Origin of the sequence: Megasphaera massiliensis, from assembly GCF_000455225.1 — a bacterium.
In the GTDB taxonomy this organism is placed as follows: Bacteria; Bacillota; Negativicutes; order Veillonellales; family Megasphaeraceae; genus Megasphaera; species Megasphaera massiliensis.
On record NZ_HF954537.1, the window covers coordinates 574,357 to 590,536 of the forward strand.

Sequence of the window (16,180 nt, forward strand, 5' to 3'; positions counted from 1 at the left end):
TTCTCTTTCTTTATGGATATCGTAGGCAAATAAAAGAATGTCGCTGGGATTCTTAATTTTTTCTGCCACAACTGCATCAATGAGGGACTGCCGTTCTTCATCGGTTTGCAGGAATAATCGGGTGCCTAAGATAAACTCATGATTATCCCAAATCCGCGCCAGCACCTCTGACAACTTCTTTTCTACTCCTATAGGCGTTTCCGTTAAGGCCATCATCACCACTCCCTTTATGTTTTCCGCAGCAACATACGGCTATCGATCTGCTCAGCCAACCATTATACCGTACCGAAAAGCAAAATGGATCAAAGGATTCCTTCTTCTCGATCTAATTGGATATTCAAGAAAACACCTCGTCCATTGCGCCGGGGCCTCACATAATATGATTTTCACAGGCCAGGCAGCGAATCCTAAAGTTCTCCGTACACTTAATTTCTTCGACACCGACAGACGAACGGATGGCAGCCAGTCCTTCGGCTACGGTACCGGTTTCAAAGCAATCGAATTCGTCTATGTCTTTATCGATCAAGGGACATCTTACCATCATCGTTCCCGCACCTCCTGTGCTTTTTGGACAATCCCTTCGAATGATATCATCGAACACGTGGACTCACAGACTGCATATACGGCAGCCCCTATAGGGCCGCTTCTCAAATTCAACGAACCCGCAGCGTCATCATCGGATCTGCCTTCCCTCTTTATAAGCCTCCCTTGCTTCGTTCAAAGACATGCGATTGGCGCCGCCGCGGTAGTCCGGCTTTGATTCCTGTACGCCGTCATTACACCAGTCGCAGACATCGCAGATATCCATGTCGTTCCAAGCCTCAAATTGATATTTTCCACACACGGGACAAGTATGTTTCGCCATGGCCAAATCCACCTCCCACCGTTTAAAGCCTAGGTCTTCACTAAAACTAACCGTCATCATTATGTTTCATTGTATCAGTTTCAATCTCATTTGTCGACCCGGCCATTATCCACAGCTTCTGCCCTTCATCGGGGTCATCGACGGCAATAGAAAAAAGCCGCTCCTCATGGAACGGCTTCTCTTTCGAAATAAATATCAAAAATAAAAGAAAGCATCTCCCCGAAATCGGTAAGGCTTCTTCTGAAACGACATCGCCTTATTTCTTTTCATCCAGCAACATGACGCCTTGGGGCGGATTGTGATCGACGGCACCGACAACAGGGTGCGGCACATAAGGCTCTTCCAGGTATGCCGCCTCTTCCTCGGTGAGTTTGACGGTCAGGGCCGCTGCGGCATCATCCAGATATTGGGGCTTCGTCGCACCGACGATAGGTGAGGCCACGCCCTTCGCCCACTGCCAAGCCAGGGCAATTTCCGACATCTTTACGCCGTGCTTTTCGGCCAATTCGTGGACACGGCGGACAATGGCCATATCCTGTTCTTCCGTACGGTCATACTTTCCCATGGCGACCCGGTCCGTCCGGGAGCGAAGGGTGTCCGACTTCCACGTAGGCCGGGCCAAGTGTCCCGCTGCCAAGGGACTGTAGGGCATCAAGGTCACGCCCATTTGCTTACAAATAGGAATCAACTCGCGTTCATCCTCGCGGTACAGGAGACTGTAGTGGTTCTCCATGGCCTCGAAACGAGCCCAGCCATGATCGCGGGCGCAGAGCTGCATATTGTAGAACTGATAGCCGTACATGGCCGATGCCCCCAGGGCCCGCACCTTACCGGACTGCACCAACTCATTCAGGGCTTCCATCGTTTCTTCAATAGGCGTTTCATAGTCGAAGCGGTGGATGATATAGAGGTCGAGATAGTCCGTTCCCAGGCGCTTCAAAGTTCCGTCAATCTCGCAAAAGATCGCCTTACGGGACAGGCGGCCGTCGTTGAAATAGACCTTGGAGGCGATGACCACCTTGTCCCTGGAGATATTCTTTTTCAGCGCCCGACCTACGTATTCTTCACTCGTTCCGGCAGAATAACAATTGGCCGTATCGAAAAAATTGATGCCCAGCGTAAGGGCGTGCTTCACCATGGCCTCGGTCGCCGCTTCGTCCAGCGTCCAGTCGTGCATCGTACCGGCCTTGCCGAAACTCATACAGCCTACGCAAATTTTGGAAACTTCAATATCCGTCGAGCCTAATGTCGTATATTCCATATCAGTTCACCCTTTCTAAGGACGCCGTAAAATCGCCTTTCATGCCGGACAGCACTTCCATCCCGGAGGTTACCCGCCCCAGTTTAATGAGGGATTTAGAATAGCGAAAATCCTGGTAGAAGATGCACAAATTGCCCCAAGGCTCATAGTAGCACAGGTCGCCTGCCTCGGGATCCGTGCCGTCCGGTTCCCCCTTCGTCGGCAAGGCATTGGGAGGATAGGCGATTTTCTCAGTGCCGTTGAAATCAGAGAAATTCAGCGTCAGCGGCAGGGCCTCATAAAGGGCCTTGGCCGCCGGCGTATCATACAAGACGATGGCGACGTCCTTCCCGTCTACGGTCATCTTTATGGTCCGTTCGGCTGCCGCCGTTTCACCTGCCCGTGTGTTTCCGGAATCCCTATCTGCCACGGCACTTGATGTTTCCGCAGCCATCGATGCCGCATCCCCTTCCGGCCGATTCGCCTGGCCGGCACAGGCCGTCAGACTGCACAGCAACAGGATGCTTGATAGGAATAACAGGACCTTGTGTGTCACCATGTGACCTCCTTTTTCGATCGTACCTTTCGATATCGCAAGGCTTCAAAAACATTACCTACGTGGATATTATGGTTCAAAACGGATGCCGTGGAGGCGATACACTTCGTTCAGGCTGGGGACATCCAAGATCAGGCTGTGCCCCAGATCCAAGGCATCGATTTGCACCATATCTGCCGGGGAGAGGGCGAAGTCATCAACCTCGAAATTCTGCTGAATCCGCTCGGCATGGACGGATTTAGGAATGGCCACAATCTGCTTCTGCTGCAGCCACCGCAGTACGACCTGGGCCGGTGATTTTCCATACGTCCTGCCAATGGCCGTCAACACGGGGTCCGTAAAGAGGCCGTGCTGCCCTTCGGCAAAGGGAGCCCAGGCCATCGGCGCAATTCGATACGCTTCCATGACCTGACGCAGGCTGCGCTGCTGACAAAAGGGATGGAGTTCAACCTGATTGACGGCCGGCACGACGTCGTGACTGAGGATCAAATCGATTAGCCGATCCGGTAAGAAGTTGCACACCCCAATGGCCCGGATTTTTCGGCCCGGTAGAGTTCTTCCATGGCCCGCCAACTCCCATGGTAATCGCCATAGGGCATGTGAATCAGATAGAGGTCCAGATAATCGGTCTGTAGATTTTCTAAGGTCTTTTCAAAGGAAGCCCTCGTTTTTTCATAGCCGGCATCCTGAATCCAGACCTTGGAGGTCACGAACACGTCCTTCCGGTCGAGACCGCTCTCACGAATCGCGTCTCCGACGGCCCTTTCGTTGCCGTAGCAGGCCGCCGTATCGAGGAGACGATACCCCGTCTGAAGCGCCGTCAAGACGCTCTGTTTACAAAGGTCGTAGTCGGTAATTTGAAACACGCCAAAGCCAAGGAGCGGCATGTTTACACCATTATTTAGCTGAATCATAGATACGCTCTCCTTCCTAAAGGGGCAGACCCTGAAAGTCGGTTCAAAAAGTCTCATTCGACGGCAGCCGGAGCCCTTTGAAGCCCCCTATTTTCTCATGTATACGAAAGATAAACCGCTGTCTTCCCGGTGTTCTTTATACGCCTTGTAGCCCATTTTTTCGTACAACTTTATATTGCTCCAGCTCTTGGTACAAGTGTACAACTCTTTCACCGCGTCCGGATACAAGACATCCACCTCGGCAAGGAGCTTTTGGGCCAGGCCGCAGCGGCGGTAATCGGGATGAATCATCAAGCGGCCGACATCGATGAAGCCCGTATCCTGTCGGCAGCGAATGGCGCCAATGATCGTGCCGTCGTCGTCTTCGAGCTTAAAGGTATCCCAATTTGCAAAATCCCGGCGTGCCTCTTCCTCTGTTTCCTGGAGTGCCGGAACGTCGCGACTGCCGATCATAGCGGCTTCACTCTCAAAAGCCAGCAACTGCAGCTGATATAGTTCCGGTACATCTTTTATGTCTGCCGGGATAATTCTCATACGTCATCGCTCCTTCAACGGTCCATGAATGCTGATCCTCATACAAAAACCCTTTCCTGATACATAGCGTCCTTCAAGGGAAAAGATGGGCGGTCCCTGGTTTTACGCAACCGCAGCTGCCCCTTCCGGAATCGAAAAGGAAAGGACTCTATAACCAAAAAAGGTACTCCCTTCCCAGAATACCTTTATTGTATCAATATGTAGCTGCAATTCCTAATGCTTATCGGTCATCGTGAGACATGCCTGTAACGTATTTCTTGGCAAATTCAAGAAAGGCAGCGACTGCCGGTGAAAAGACTTGTTCTTTTTTCCAGGCCAGGGCCGTCGACCCTTCCAGCTTAGGGGACAGGGGAATAAAGTGCAGCCCGTCGTATCGGCAGTTCAACCGCATAGCCAGGACGACGCCGACCTTACTGTTAGCCAGCATAGCCTCATTGTACAGGAGGTCCCCTTTGGCGACGACATTCGCCTTGCTCAGCTCCGGTCCGAACCATTTCCCAAGATTACTTTCGGCGATGTTGCCGACGGCAGAAATAAGGGGAATCCCCACCAAATCCTGAGGCGTGATGACGGTTTTAGACAGGAAAGGAGAATCTTCCCGAACCAAGGCGCCCCACTCCTCCTTCACCGGCATGGACACGAATTCGTACTTTTGAATATCAAGGGGTTCGGCCATAAGGCCCATATCCAAAAGCCCCCGATCAATCCCGTCTTTAAGGGTCTCCCCATGACCACTGAAAACCTCATAGCGAATCTGGGGGTATCGGCTGTGGAAGGCGGCCATGCAGTCGGTCAAGATACGCGTCGATAGAAATTCACCGCTGCCGATGGTAATCGTCCCTTCCAAAAGCGTTTCCTTTCGGAGAAAGTCTCTTTTCGTCTTCTCGGCAAGGGTCAAGATGTCCCGGGCCCGCCGTTTTAGCAGCATACCGTCTTCCGTGAGCACCACGTTATGATTGCTGCGGGTAAACAACTTCACGCCAAGCTCGGCTTCCAAATCAGCAATCTGCCGGGATAAGGTCGGCTGGGTAACATGGAGCTGAGCCGCCGCCCGTGTAAAATTCTCCTCTCTGACAATGGCCAGAAAATAACTCAATACCCGAAGTTCCATATCCATCCCTCCTAAAAAAAGTATAACCATGCAGCCGGAGGAAATCAACATATCTGACTGCAAGAAATGCTTTTTCCCTATATCACATGTTAAAAGACGCCGCCCGGAACCCTTGTCCAAGTTTTCCGAAAAAAGATAAAAGCGGCGTATCTTCTCGCTGACGGCCACTAAAAAGGAGAACCGCCCTTGAAAGCTCACGGCGTCATAAATCTTCGTCAGTACCTCAATCAAGGTTTTCTCTACGCATGCAGGATTCTTCGTCAATACCATCAGGCAAGCCCCCTACCATTTCCTTTTATCCTCATCTGTCGAGTCGTACTAACACTGTCAACGATAGTGAAGTCGGATTTTTGATAACTTATACAGTGTCCCCATTTCTGACTGCAGCTCCCAAAATTCATCTAAATGCGGGCAGGATACTCCGACCTCTTAGGTCGGGGAGGAATGCCCGCTTCACCTCACTTTCTTAAAACACTAGAGTTTTAGTAACATATATGATATGGTGGTCTTAAGGGAAGCCATATATTTTCAGAAAGGCAGGTGAGAAAAAAGTGCCCGACTTAACCAAGACTATAAAACTTCGCATCCATATTTCTCCGGAACAAGAGATTCTGTTTCGCCAAATGACAGAGCATTATCGTCAGGCGTGTAATTTTGTGTCGCAGTACATCTTCGACAATCAATTCAACTTGGCTTACCAAAACCTTAACCAAGCGCTGTACCGCAATCTCCGCGAACGGTTTGGGCTAAAGTCGCAACTTGCACAATCGTCCATCAAGACGACTATGGCTCGTTATAAGACTGTCAAGCAGCAGCTCTTCCAAAAGCCATATAAATACAAGGACAAAGATGGCAGCTGGAAATACATCACAAAAACACTCGAATGGCTTTGGAAGCCCATCTTCTTCAAGCGCCCGCAAGCCGATTTGGTTCGCAATCGTGATTACAGCTTCGTGGATAATGGACAAAGCCTGTCTATCAACACCCTTGGGAAACGAACCCGGTGTACCTTTGAAAGCAAGCCATTTTCGGAATATCTGGACGGCTCATGGAATCTTGGCACAGCAAAGTTAGTTGAACTTAAAGGTCGGTGGTATCTGCATATTCCCGTCACTAAAGCCGTCGAAGGTTTCCAGAAAGAGAACGTCCGTCACGTTGTCGGTATCGACCGTGGCTTGCGTTTTCTGACGGTCAGTTACGATGAGCAAGGCAAAACAGAGTTCGTTTCCGGGCGAAAGATTGCAGGCAAACGACATAAGTTCCTCAAAATTAGACAGCAGCTCCAATCCAAAGGCACAAAATCGGCAAAGCGCAGACTCAAGGCCCTTTCAGGACGAGAGAACCGTTGGATGTCCGATGTAAATCATCGGATTTCTAAGACACTCGTTACGAAATACGGCAAGGATACGCTGTTCGTGCTGGAAGATTTGACGGGTGTCAGCTTTGAAGAATCGAATCTCTCCCAAACTGCAAAGAAGAACTATGACCTGCGAAGCTGGCCTTTCTATCAGCTTGAGCAATTTCTGACCTACAAGGCCCACGAAAATCGCTCGGAAGTATTGAAAGTCTCGGCAAAATACACCTCTCAGCGTTGCCCGAAGTGTGCTGCTATCCATAAGGAAAACCGTAAGCCTCACCAACACCTGTATCGCTGCCAGTGCGGATACAAATCCAATGATGACCGTATCGGAGCTATGAATATCCAGCTTCTTGGTACGATGTGGATTGCCGGAGACAATCCCCCTCGTTACGAGAGAAAAATAACTGCCTCGGAGTAAATCTCCTTGGTAAAACGGGCATCGTCAACTGCCCGATGATGTAGGCAGAATTAGGGAGATGTTGTTCTCAGCAGCGCTGCCACCTATGTTTCTCTGACTTACAAGCTCCCGCTTCTATAAGTGGGAGTCGTTGACGTAACTTCACAGGTCTTCCTCTTTCAAATCCTAGGTTGTTAAAAAGAAAACAAGGTTAAACGGCCTTTTATATCATAATTATGCTTTTATATTGACTTTATAACACATTATGATAGACTATAGACAAGGAAAAGCTTCAGCACATTTTATGTGTCGGGCACTAGTCCCACTGCCTATGCAGTGGGGCTTTTTAGTACATCGGGAAAATTAAGATATTTTAATGTGGAAGGATGTTCATGATGATATTAACGCAACGAGAAGCAGATACATTGCGCGAAATAGAAAAGGCTTTCATAAACCCGACCAGCATCCGGCTGCCGGAACGACGGGAAACTAAATTATACCCGTTATGGTATGAAAGAGAGGGCCGTCGAAAAGATGATATGACCATCTCCGCTTTTCGGGGCAAAAAAAATCCCAAGAAAGTATCTTTTCGTCTGCTCTATGCGCAGGGTATAATATTGGTAAGGATTGATACACAAGACCCTACCTCACATACGAATCCTGATGGGACGAGAATCGAAGCATTAGAGCCCCATATCCATATATACAAAGAAGGGCACGGAGACAAATTCGCGTATCCTCTGCCGAATGAGTTTAATCATACCGACGATATCATCGGCTTGTTTATGGACTTCTTGGCCTATTCAAACGTAATCAATAAAGATCAAGTACATCTTGCAGAACCGGAGGTGCTTTTTGATGGATACTAATTTCGACTGGATTTCCGAATATTACCAATGGATAAAGAAGAACTTATCTGCCCGGAATTTGAAAAATGGCTGGACAGAAATAGGGACGCCGTTCATGGACCGCCATAATGACGGCCTGGTAATCTATGCAAAACGGGACGGTAACGCTATCACCTTATCCGATGACGGGTACATCATTAACGACTTGCTTGCTGACGGAGTCTCTCTGCGCGGTTCTAAACGAGCCGTCATTTTAGATCAACTTCTTTTTTCTTATGGCGTCGAAAATCAAAACAATGAGATGATTATGCACACAGACACGAAAAACTATGCTGCCAGTATGCACATGTTCATCCAAGCCATGCTTACCGTCAACGATATGTTTATGCTGAACAACACCACCGTAAAAACAATCTTCTTGGATGACGTGGCCGATTACTTTGACCAACAGCAGCTTATTTACACGCCCAACTTTCTAGCCAAAGGAAGCACGGGACTGGAATTCAATTTCAACTTTCAGATTGCCGGGAGAACCTCCGAAATACTTATCAATTCCTTCAATTCAATCAATCGAGGCAACTTAGCCGCCTTCCTGTTCGATTGGCTGGACATACGGGATGAGCGGCAAAAGAGCGCCCGTAAAAAGGTAACGGGATTGGCCATCATCAACGATGAAAAAGGCGTCGATAAAAAATACCTGGATGCCTTACTCGCCAAGGGGACCGATTATATTCTTTTTTCAGAACGCCTAAAGCCTGAAAACATAAAAAAATTATCGGCAGCCTGACAACTCCTGATGTATTCAGCATATCCTGAAGGCAAAAATAGTTGGCTAAAAAGTTAAGTCGTCGCTTCCATGGATTTCACCCTGTATATATTTTTCCCTGAAATTCACACCAAAAACTCACACCAAACAAAAAAAGAGCGGTTCCACATTTCTGTGAAACCGCTTGTTTCTTTGGTGCGCCTAGAAGGATTCGAACCTTCGCACCCGGTTCCGGAGACCGGTGCTCTATCCCCTGAGCTATAGGCGCATGAATAAATGTGCTCTAAAGAGCACTTATTTATAATACCATATTCATAAGGTCGATGCAAGGTTTTCTTATGGCACGAACCTTTCTTGGCAGGGATGTCGCCTGCCGGCAGCCGAATACGAAAAACTGCCCGATATAATGATAAAAACGAACTCTCCGGCAATCACAGTCTGCTGCAACCGCGAAAAGTTCGTGTCGATTCAAGTTGGTGACCCAGTAGGGATTCGAACCCTAGACCCACAGCTTAGAAGGCTGTTGCTCTATCCAGCTGAGCTACTGAGTCAACAAAAAATGGAGCGGGTGATGGGAATCGAACCCACATAACCAGCTTGGAAGGCTGGCGCTCTACCACTGAGCTACACCCGCATCTTCGTATGGTCGGAGCAGCAGGATTTGAACCTGCGACCCCCTGGTCCCAAGCCAGGTGCGCTACCAAACTGCGCTATGCCCCGCCAACAAAAAATATTATACAAGATATAGCATAACTTGTCAACGTTTTTCTTCTCCTGCCACAAAGGACAGGCATTGCCAACCGTCCTCATAACGAGTACAATAAAGGTAGTCTTTTACGTAGGAGGTAATGTTTCATGCCAAGCGCAATGAGTATTCACTTTGAATCGGACCATCCCTTTATCGCCGTTCCCCTCGAAGGGGAAACGATTCAGGACCTTCAGATCCGAATGGCCAAGATTGTAGAAAACCCTTATGATATGATGGCCTTTGATGCCGGTTATTTTAACGGTGCCGTCAATTTATCCCAGCTTTGGAACGCCTTGCTGTACATCGCCCGCGAAGCCGCCAATCCGTCGGTCCTCTTTTCCTGTGACAAGAGCAAGCTTCCTGAAATGTACCAGACCGACCGCGATTACGGATCGATCCTGCGCTTTGCCATCCGCTCGTCCCTCATCGACGCCGTCAAGATTGAAGGCAGCCTCGACGACGACAACCTGGAAGACATTGCCGGTCAGGCCGTGGCTCTCGGCTGTGTACCAATCATCGTCATCCGCGGCGAAAAAGGGGCTAAAGCAGCCGATCTCGTCGCCATGATGGAAAAGCGCTGGGATCTCGAAGCCGTGACCTTTGAACTCGTCGTCCCTGTCGCATCAGAAGCCGATATCGACGAATTGAAAGCCGCCGCCAAGACCTTTAAAGAAAAGCACCACGACGCCGTCGTCATCCCCCATCCCACGGGCCCCATCGCCAAAGAAGCCCTGCTGAAGGGCGACACCTTCGGCGCTTCCATCCTCTACGCCGGCGATGAACAGGGCGAATTGCCGCCTGCTGCGGACGTTCAGGCCCTCATTCACCCCGAAGGGTAATGGGGATAACAACGCTCCCCGCTACGCCTTTTCAAGGCCAAGGAGAACATCCCCTTCTCATGAAAACACAGATCAACCAGCCTTCCTGACCGAGGGCTGGTTTTTTCGTTGGCCATTCATAGCGCCTTCACTGGAAAAGTTCCCGCCCTTTCCCCTGTCCTATCAAAAATCATTCCGCCAGTATTTTTATGGCGCAGAGGACTCATTCTCCCTCGTGATTTTCTAATTTTTTGACCGTTTCCTCTTCCCAATTGAAGTATTTTTCGATAAAACAGGTAAGATACACATCTATATACTCCTTTCAGTTCTTCGCGGTGGTTGAGCTAACTGGTAGTGTTGGATATGCCTTATTTTATATAAACCAAGGGGTCTTGTGAACCGGAGTGTCCACCAGACTCCAACATTTATTATAGAACCTTATTATAGAACCAAAAAAGGCCACCGCCGGAAACTTTCCGGTGATGACCTTTTGATAGACCGTGACTTACTGCAAGTTTTTCGTCAATAACTGATTGACGACGCCCGGGTTAGCCCGGCCTTTCGTTTCTTTCATGATCTGACCGACGAGGAAGCCGATGGCTTTCTTCTTGCCGGCTTTGTAGTCTGCTACCGACTGGGGATTGGCAGCGATGACTTTCTTCACCAATTCTTCAAGGGCACCGGTGTCGGTAATCTGGACCAGTCCCTGTTCTTTGACGACGTCGTCAGCCGATTTGCCCGACGTCCACATTTCCGGAAGGACTTTCTTAGCGATCTTACCGGAAATCGTGCCTTTGGCAATGAGCTTCAAGAGGCCTGCCAAGGATTCCGGTGCGACGGGAGATTCCGTAATGCCAATGCCTTCTTCGTTCAGCTTCTTGGCAAATTCACCGAGCATCCAGTTGGCCGCTTCTTTGGCGTCGACGCCTTCTTTTACGACGGTTTCAAAGTAGTCAGCCGTCTGTTTTTCAAGGGTCAACAGGTTGGCATCATATTCGGAGAGTCCCAATTCGTCCTGGAAGCGCTGGCAGCGAGCATCCGGCATTTCCGGCAGTTCTTTGCGGACTTCTTCGATATATTCCGGCGAGACTTCGATAGGAATGAGGTCCGGTTCCGGGAAGTAGCGGTAATCGCTGTCCCCTTCTTTGACACGCTGGAGGATGGTTACGCCCTTGGCTTCATCCCAGCCGCGGGTTGCCTGCTGGATCGTGCCGCCTTCTTCGAGGATCTGTGCCTGACGGACGGCTTCGTATTCAATCCCCTTCTGAACGGCGCTGAAGGAGTTGATGTTCTTGATTTCCGTCTTCGTGCCGAGGGTCGTCGAACCGACGGGACGGATGGAGATATTGGCGTCACAGCGCATACTGCCTTCTTCTAAGCGGCAGTCCGATACGCCGAGGTACTGCATGATGGAGCGCAGTTTTTCAAGGTAGGCCCGAGCTTCGGCACCGCTTCTAAGTTCCGGTTCACCGACGATTTCAAGGAGGGGCACGCCCGTACGGTTATAGTCGACGCGGCTCGAGTCGGAGGTCGCAATGGTGCTGCCGCTGTGGACGAGTTTGCCTGCGTCTTCTTCCATGTGGATACGGGTCAAATGGATGCGGCGCTGTTTACCGTCGACGTCGATATCGATGTAGCCGCCTTTGCAGATGGGAAGATCGAACTGGGACGTCTGAAAGTTTTTCGGTAAATCGGGATAGTAGTAGTTCTTGCGGTCAAATTTGCTGAAGGGCAAAATGTCGCAGTGAAGGGCAAGGCCCGCCTTTACGGCATAGTGCAGGACTTCTTTATTTAATACGGGCAGGACGCCGGGCAGGCCTAAGCAGACCGGGCAGACGTGGGTATTCGGTTCAGCGCCGAATTCCGTGCTGCAGCCGCAGAAGATTTTCGTTTTCGTTTTTAATTCGACATGGACTTCCAAGCCGATAACGGATTCATATTTCATTAAAGTTCAACCTCCCCCATGGGCGACGGCATGCGAAGATCCGTCCGATTCTGTTCAAACGTATAGGCCGCACGGAGCAGTGTCGCTTCGCCTAAGGCCTTGCCGATGAGCTGCATGCCGATGGGCAGGCCGTCTTTGTAGCCGCAGGGAATGCTGATGCCCGGAAGGCCGGCTAAGTTCAAGGGAACGGTGCAGACGTCGCCGAGGTACATCGCCAGGGGATCGCCGCTGTTCTGGCCGATCTTGAAGGCCGTATCCGGTGCCGTCGGCGTCAAGAGGATATCGCATTTCTTGAGGGCTTCGTCGAAGTCCTGTTTCATCAAAGTCCGGACTTTCATGGCCTGCAGGTAGTAGGCGTCGTAGTAACCGGAGCTCAGGACGTAGGTCCCGAGGAGGATACGGCGCTTGACTTCATCGCCAAAGCCTTCCGTACGGGTCTTGATGTACATGTCGACGATGTCTTTGCCGTCGACGCGCATGCCAAAGCCGACGCCGTCGTAGCGGGCCAGGTTGGAGCTGGCTTCAGCCGGGGCGATGATGTAGTAGGCAGCGATGCCGTACTTCATGTTGGGCATGCTGATGGGAACGATTTCGGCGCCCAGTTTCTTATACGTATCCATGGCGTCGTCGAGGGCCTTGCGGGACGCAGGGTCCAGGCCTTCGCCGAAGAATTCTTCGGGGATGCCGATCTTAAGGCCTTTGACGTCGTTTACCAGAGCCTGTTTATAGTCTTGTTTTTCCTGCGGAATCGAGGTCGAGTCCTTGGGATCGTGGCCGGCAATGGCGTTCAAGACGATGGCGCAGTCTTCGACGTCGTTCGTGAGCGTACCGATCTGATCGAGGGAGGACGCGTAGGCGATGAGGCCGTAACGGGATACGAGGCCGTACGTCGGTTTGAGGCCGACGACGCCGCAATAAGCGGCGGGCTGACGGACCGATCCGCCCGTATCAGAACCGAGGGCCCAAACGGCAGAACCGGAAGCGACAGCGGCTGCCGAACCGCCGGACGAACCACCGGGGACGCAGTCGAGGTTCCACGGGTTGTGCGTTTCATGGAAGGCCGAGTTTTCCGTCGAGCTGCCCATGGCAAATTCGTCCATGTTGGCCTTGCCTAAGCTGATATAGTCGGAAGCGGCCAATTTTTCGATGACCGTTGCATTATACGGGGCTTTGAAGTGTTCAAGGATCTTCGAAGCACACGTTGCCTGCTGGCCTTCGATGCAGATGTTGTCCTTAATGGCACCGGGAATCCCGGCGAGGTCGGCAATCGTTTCGCCGGCGGCGATTTTTTCATCGACGGCGGCGGCTCCTTTGAGGGCGCCTTCGCGGCTGTCCGATAAGAAGGCCCGTACCTTCGGTTCTACAGTATCTTTATGAGCAAGAAAAGCCTTTGTCACTTCGACGGCAGAAACGTCGCGGCGGACGAGCTTTTCATGCAGTTCGTGAATGGTTAACATACATCGGCCTCCTATTAATCCTGAATGACTTTCGGAACTTTGAAGCAGCCTTCGTCTTGTTCCGGCGCATTTTGAAGCGCTTTTTCATTAGAGATCGACGGCCGGGGCACGTCGTCGCGCATGACGTTGGACATGGCCACAGCATGGGCCGTCGGCTTGACACCGGTCACGTCGACCTGACCTAAGAGATCCATGTACGATAAGATGTCGTTCAGCTGTTTCCCGACCGTTTCGATCTGGTCGTCTTTGACTTCCAGTCGGGACAACAGTGCGATTTTCTTTATTTCTTCGGCACTGATTTTCATACTGACACTCCTTGAGAAAAATTTAACATTGACAAATCGAAAGACTTTGTCAACATTCACACATATACAATTTAATCACCTTTTGCTGTATTTTGCAAGCGCAGGCACGGCAGCCGCCGGCGTCCTTCTTCCGGACAAGGAAAAAGGCGCCTGACTGGACAAGCGCCAAAGGCTTGGAAAAAGAGCACTCCCTGTATCCTTACCGCACCATCATGTCGCGGATGGTCACATCGGGATGGTGGTACTGATCCTGGGGCAAAACGGTCTTCCCGTGGATGGTCACGGCCTGATGAGGGCACCAGTGCAGGCAGGCCAGGCAGCGGCTGCAGCGCGGCCCGATGACGGCACCCGACGAGGTGCTTTGGATGTTGTCGACGGGACAGATTTTGGTGCAGATCCCGCAGGACACGCATTGTTTCGGATCGACAGCCGGCGTCAGCCAATAGTTGCCAAAGCTCCGGAGGGGGCCGAAATTCATGACGTCGGCTGCCAAAGAACCGGTGACCTCTGAGGCATCGCGGACCTGGCGGCGAATGTCGTCGGCACAGTCATGGAGGACATCGTCAGCCCGCTCGAGGCGGTTCATATCGTAGTGGATATGACGGCGCGAGGCGACGGTGCTGTTGGCAATCATGGGCAGGACCAAGCCATAAGCCAGGTCGCAGCCCCTCTTTTTAAGCAGTCGGGACAGGGTCCTGAGGGTCCGCCCTCCCGTTCCGCCGCAGGTGGCGATGCCAAAGAAATAGGTCCCCTTATCGAGGGGTGCCTTGGCGATAAAATCCCGCACCGGTTCCGGCACGTCGCCGAAATAGACGGGAAAGACAATCCCGAACCTTCGATGGGGCAAGTGTTCGGGCTGGCCCATGATGTCGGCCAGCGGCAGGGCCCTGTCGCCGGTCAGTTCAGCCAGTTTTTTCGCTGCATATAAGGAATTGCCCGTTCCTGAAAAATATCCAATCATAAAGTCCACCTCAAAGACAACTGCCTCTTTTCGAAGAAGACAGTCGATAATTTATATCTATTATAGCATGAAGGGCCTTTTCTGTCTTGATGGGCTTTATATTATATGTATCCCCGTTCGCAGAGACTGACGAAGATGCCGTCACCGATGATGATGTGGTCCAAGACGGGGATTTCCATGATCTGACCGGCTTCGACGATGCGCCGGGTAATGCGGATGTCGTCCTTACTCGGCTCGGGATTTCCCGACGGATGATTATGGACTAAGATGACGGCTGCCGCATTGTATCGCAAGGCATAGCGAAAGACGTCGCGCCCCTTAGCGAGGCTGGCATCGATGGTGCCGATGGTCAGGGTGCGGTAGGTAATGAGCTGATTTTTCGTCGATAAGTAGACGGCGCCGAACTGTTCCTGCGGCAGAAAACGCAGGTCTTCCATGACGTAACCGGCAACGGCATCAGGCGTGCTGAAATCAGGAGCTGAGCGCAGGGCCTGCTGGCGGGAAATGCGCCGGCCGAGTTCGATGGCGGCGCAGACCGTGACCGCTTTTTCTTCGCCGATGCCGCGGATATGGCAGAGATCGTCGACGCTGGCATTACTCAGGTAACAGAGATTTTCACCGGGCAGAGAGCGGATGACCTGCCGCGATACGTGAAGTACCGAGTGGCCCTTAGTCCCTGTCCGCAGCAAGATGGCCAAAAGATCTTGGTCGGTCACTGCCGCCGGACCGTGGCGGATAAATTTCTCTCGCGGTTTCTCACAAACGGCGAGTTCCCTCACCGGCGTATTCATACATGGACCTTGGCCTTATGAAAGAGCTTGCAGACCTGAGACAGAGGCAGGCCGACGACGTTGGTATAGGAGCCGTTGATCTTATCAACAAAGGCGGCTGCCCGTCCCTGGATGCCGTAAGCGCCGGCCTTATCGAGGGGTTCCCCGGAGGCGATATAAGCCTTGATTTCCTTATCCGTCAAATGGCGGAACCAGACTTTCGTTTCGACGACCTTGGTAAATTCCTTCTTGTCGTTGATCAAGGCGATGCCCGTATAGACGTAATGCTTCTTGCCCGACAGTTCGCGCAGCATTTCCATGGCCGCCGTCCCGTTTTTCGGCTTGCCCATCATGACGCCGTCGAGGGCGACGATGGTATCGGCGCCGAGGACCCACTGGCCCGGGAACTTTTGGGCGACGTCGCGGGCCTTGCCGAGGGCCTGGTCCTGGACGTACTTCTGAGGATCTTTCTTCTTCGGTGATTCTTCATGATAAGAACTCGGATTGACCATGTAGGCCACGCCGATTTGGGTCAACAGTTCGCGGCGGCGCGGCGAACCAGAGGCTAAAATAAGCATGTAATCC

19 protein-coding genes and 4 tRNA genes are annotated in these 16,180 nt (G+C 51.4%); 4 read left to right on the plus strand and 19 right to left on the minus strand.

The features are described 5' to 3' along the window. The 9 genes from TX77_RS06070 to TX77_RS06100 form a co-directional block, all read right to left on the minus strand. Positions 1 to 216, minus strand: a 216-nt coding sequence (locus TX77_RS06070; RefSeq protein WP_154862479.1) for a hypothetical protein, incomplete at its 3' end; no start/stop codon positions are given. A gap of 154 nt (positions 217 to 370) precedes the next feature. Continuing rightward, the gene (locus TX77_RS13600; RefSeq protein WP_154651873.1) at positions 371 to 544 is read right to left on the minus strand and encodes a hypothetical protein; all 174 of its coding nucleotides are present in this window, start codon (positions 542 to 544) and stop codon (positions 371 to 373) included. 129 nt (positions 545 to 673) lie between these two features. Next, entirely contained in the window at positions 674 to 865 is a 192-nt protein-coding gene (locus tag TX77_RS06075) for a CPCC family cysteine-rich protein (protein ID WP_044503896.1), read from the minus strand. Between the two features lie 256 nt (positions 866 to 1,121). Beyond that, positions 1,122 to 2,126, minus strand: coding sequence for an aldo/keto reductase (locus TX77_RS06080; protein WP_044503897.1), 1,005 nt, complete (start codon positions 2,124 to 2,126; stop codon positions 1,122 to 1,124). 1 nt (position 2,127) lies between these two features. After that, entirely contained in the window at positions 2,128 to 2,664 is a 537-nt protein-coding gene (locus TX77_RS06085) for a cyclophilin-like fold protein (protein ID WP_230198072.1), read from the minus strand. Between the two features lie 66 nt (positions 2,665 to 2,730). Then, positions 2,731 to 3,150, minus strand: coding sequence for an aldo/keto reductase (locus TX77_RS14235; protein WP_268257932.1), 420 nt, complete (start codon positions 3,148 to 3,150; stop codon positions 2,731 to 2,733). A gap of 5 nt (positions 3,151 to 3,155) precedes the next feature. Next, on the minus strand, positions 3,156 to 3,575 hold the full coding sequence (locus tag TX77_RS14240; protein ID WP_268257933.1) for an aldo/keto reductase: 420 nt from the start codon (positions 3,573 to 3,575) through the stop codon (positions 3,156 to 3,158). A gap of 87 nt (positions 3,576 to 3,662) precedes the next feature. Then, entirely contained in the window at positions 3,663 to 4,109 is a 447-nt protein-coding gene (locus tag TX77_RS06095) for a GNAT family N-acetyltransferase (RefSeq protein ID WP_044503898.1), read from the minus strand. Positions 4,110 to 4,329: 220 nt separating this feature from the next. Beyond that, positions 4,330 to 5,220, minus strand: coding sequence for a LysR family transcriptional regulator (locus TX77_RS06100; protein WP_044504834.1), 891 nt, complete (start codon positions 5,218 to 5,220; stop codon positions 4,330 to 4,332). A 551-nt stretch (positions 5,221 to 5,771) separates the two neighbouring features. On the opposite strand from TX77_RS06100, the gene TX77_RS06105 reads away from it, so the two are divergent. The 3 genes from TX77_RS06105 to TX77_RS06115 all read left to right on the plus strand — a co-directional run bounded on the left by TX77_RS06105 (position 5,772) and on the right by TX77_RS06115 (position 8,612). After that, entirely contained in the window at positions 5,772 to 6,998 is a 1,227-nt protein-coding gene (locus TX77_RS06105; protein ID WP_044503899.1) for an RNA-guided endonuclease TnpB family protein, read from the plus strand. A 371-nt stretch (positions 6,999 to 7,369) separates the two neighbouring features. Further along, the gene (locus TX77_RS12970; RefSeq protein WP_154651874.1) at positions 7,370 to 7,846 is read left to right on the plus strand and encodes a DUF6978 family protein; all 477 of its coding nucleotides are present in this window, start codon (positions 7,370 to 7,372) and stop codon (positions 7,844 to 7,846) included. Further along, positions 7,836 to 8,612, plus strand: a complete 777-nt coding sequence (locus TX77_RS06115) for a DUF1828 domain-containing protein (RefSeq protein WP_044503900.1) — start codon at positions 7,836 to 7,838, stop codon at positions 8,610 to 8,612. The genes TX77_RS12970 and TX77_RS06115 overlap by 11 nt, the downstream gene beginning before the upstream one ends. A 172-nt stretch (positions 8,613 to 8,784) precedes the next feature. Here the strand turns inward: TX77_RS06115 and TX77_RS06120 are convergent. From TX77_RS06120 to TX77_RS06135, 4 genes are all read right to left on the minus strand, one after another. After that, positions 8,785 to 8,859: transfer RNA gene (locus TX77_RS06120), tRNA-Arg, on the minus strand. Positions 8,860 to 9,065: 206 nt separating this feature from the next. Further along, positions 9,066 to 9,142, minus strand: a tRNA-Arg gene (locus TX77_RS06125). 9 nt (positions 9,143 to 9,151) lie between these two features. Next, a tRNA-Gly gene (locus tag TX77_RS06130) sits at positions 9,152 to 9,225 on the minus strand. A gap of 9 nt (positions 9,226 to 9,234) precedes the next feature. Continuing rightward, positions 9,235 to 9,311, minus strand: a tRNA-Pro gene (locus tag TX77_RS06135). Positions 9,312 to 9,446: 135 nt separating this feature from the next. Here TX77_RS06135 and TX77_RS06140 point away from each other — a divergent pair. Continuing rightward, positions 9,447 to 10,178 (plus strand): type I 3-dehydroquinate dehydratase, encoded by a 732-nt coding sequence (locus TX77_RS06140; protein ID WP_230198073.1) that lies wholly within the window; start codon positions 9,447 to 9,449, stop codon positions 10,176 to 10,178. Positions 10,179 to 10,662: 484 nt separating this feature from the next. Here the strand turns inward: TX77_RS06140 and gatB are convergent, their stop codons facing one another. The 6 genes from gatB to TX77_RS06170 all read right to left on the minus strand — a co-directional run bounded on the left by gatB (position 10,663) and on the right by TX77_RS06170 (position 16,173). Next, the gene (gene gatB, locus TX77_RS06145) at positions 10,663 to 12,102 is read right to left on the minus strand and encodes an Asp-tRNA(Asn)/Glu-tRNA(Gln) amidotransferase subunit GatB (RefSeq protein ID WP_044503902.1); all 1,440 of its coding nucleotides are present in this window, start codon (positions 12,100 to 12,102) and stop codon (positions 10,663 to 10,665) included. Further along, positions 12,102 to 13,559, minus strand: a complete 1,458-nt coding sequence (gene gatA / locus TX77_RS06150; RefSeq protein ID WP_044503903.1) for an Asp-tRNA(Asn)/Glu-tRNA(Gln) amidotransferase subunit GatA — start codon at positions 13,557 to 13,559, stop codon at positions 12,102 to 12,104. Before gatA ends, gatB begins: the two co-directional genes overlap by 1 nt. Before the next feature lie 14 nt (positions 13,560 to 13,573). Next, positions 13,574 to 13,864 (minus strand): Asp-tRNA(Asn)/Glu-tRNA(Gln) amidotransferase subunit GatC, encoded by a 291-nt coding sequence (gene gatC, locus TX77_RS06155; RefSeq protein WP_044503904.1) that lies wholly within the window; start codon positions 13,862 to 13,864, stop codon positions 13,574 to 13,576. Between the two features lie 199 nt (positions 13,865 to 14,063). Beyond that, complete coding sequence (locus tag TX77_RS06160) at positions 14,064 to 14,825, minus strand: EFR1 family ferrodoxin (protein ID WP_044503905.1); 762 nt, start codon at positions 14,823 to 14,825, stop codon at positions 14,064 to 14,066. A gap of 101 nt (positions 14,826 to 14,926) precedes the next feature. Beyond that, positions 14,927 to 15,616, minus strand: a complete 690-nt coding sequence (gene radC / locus TX77_RS06165) for a RadC family protein (protein WP_044503906.1) — start codon at positions 15,614 to 15,616, stop codon at positions 14,927 to 14,929. Beyond that, on the minus strand, positions 15,613 to 16,173 hold the full coding sequence (locus TX77_RS06170; protein WP_044503907.1) for a Maf family protein: 561 nt from the start codon (positions 16,171 to 16,173) through the stop codon (positions 15,613 to 15,615). The genes radC and TX77_RS06170 overlap by 4 nt, the downstream gene beginning before the upstream one ends. Positions 16,174 to 16,180 lie beyond the last annotated feature (7 nt).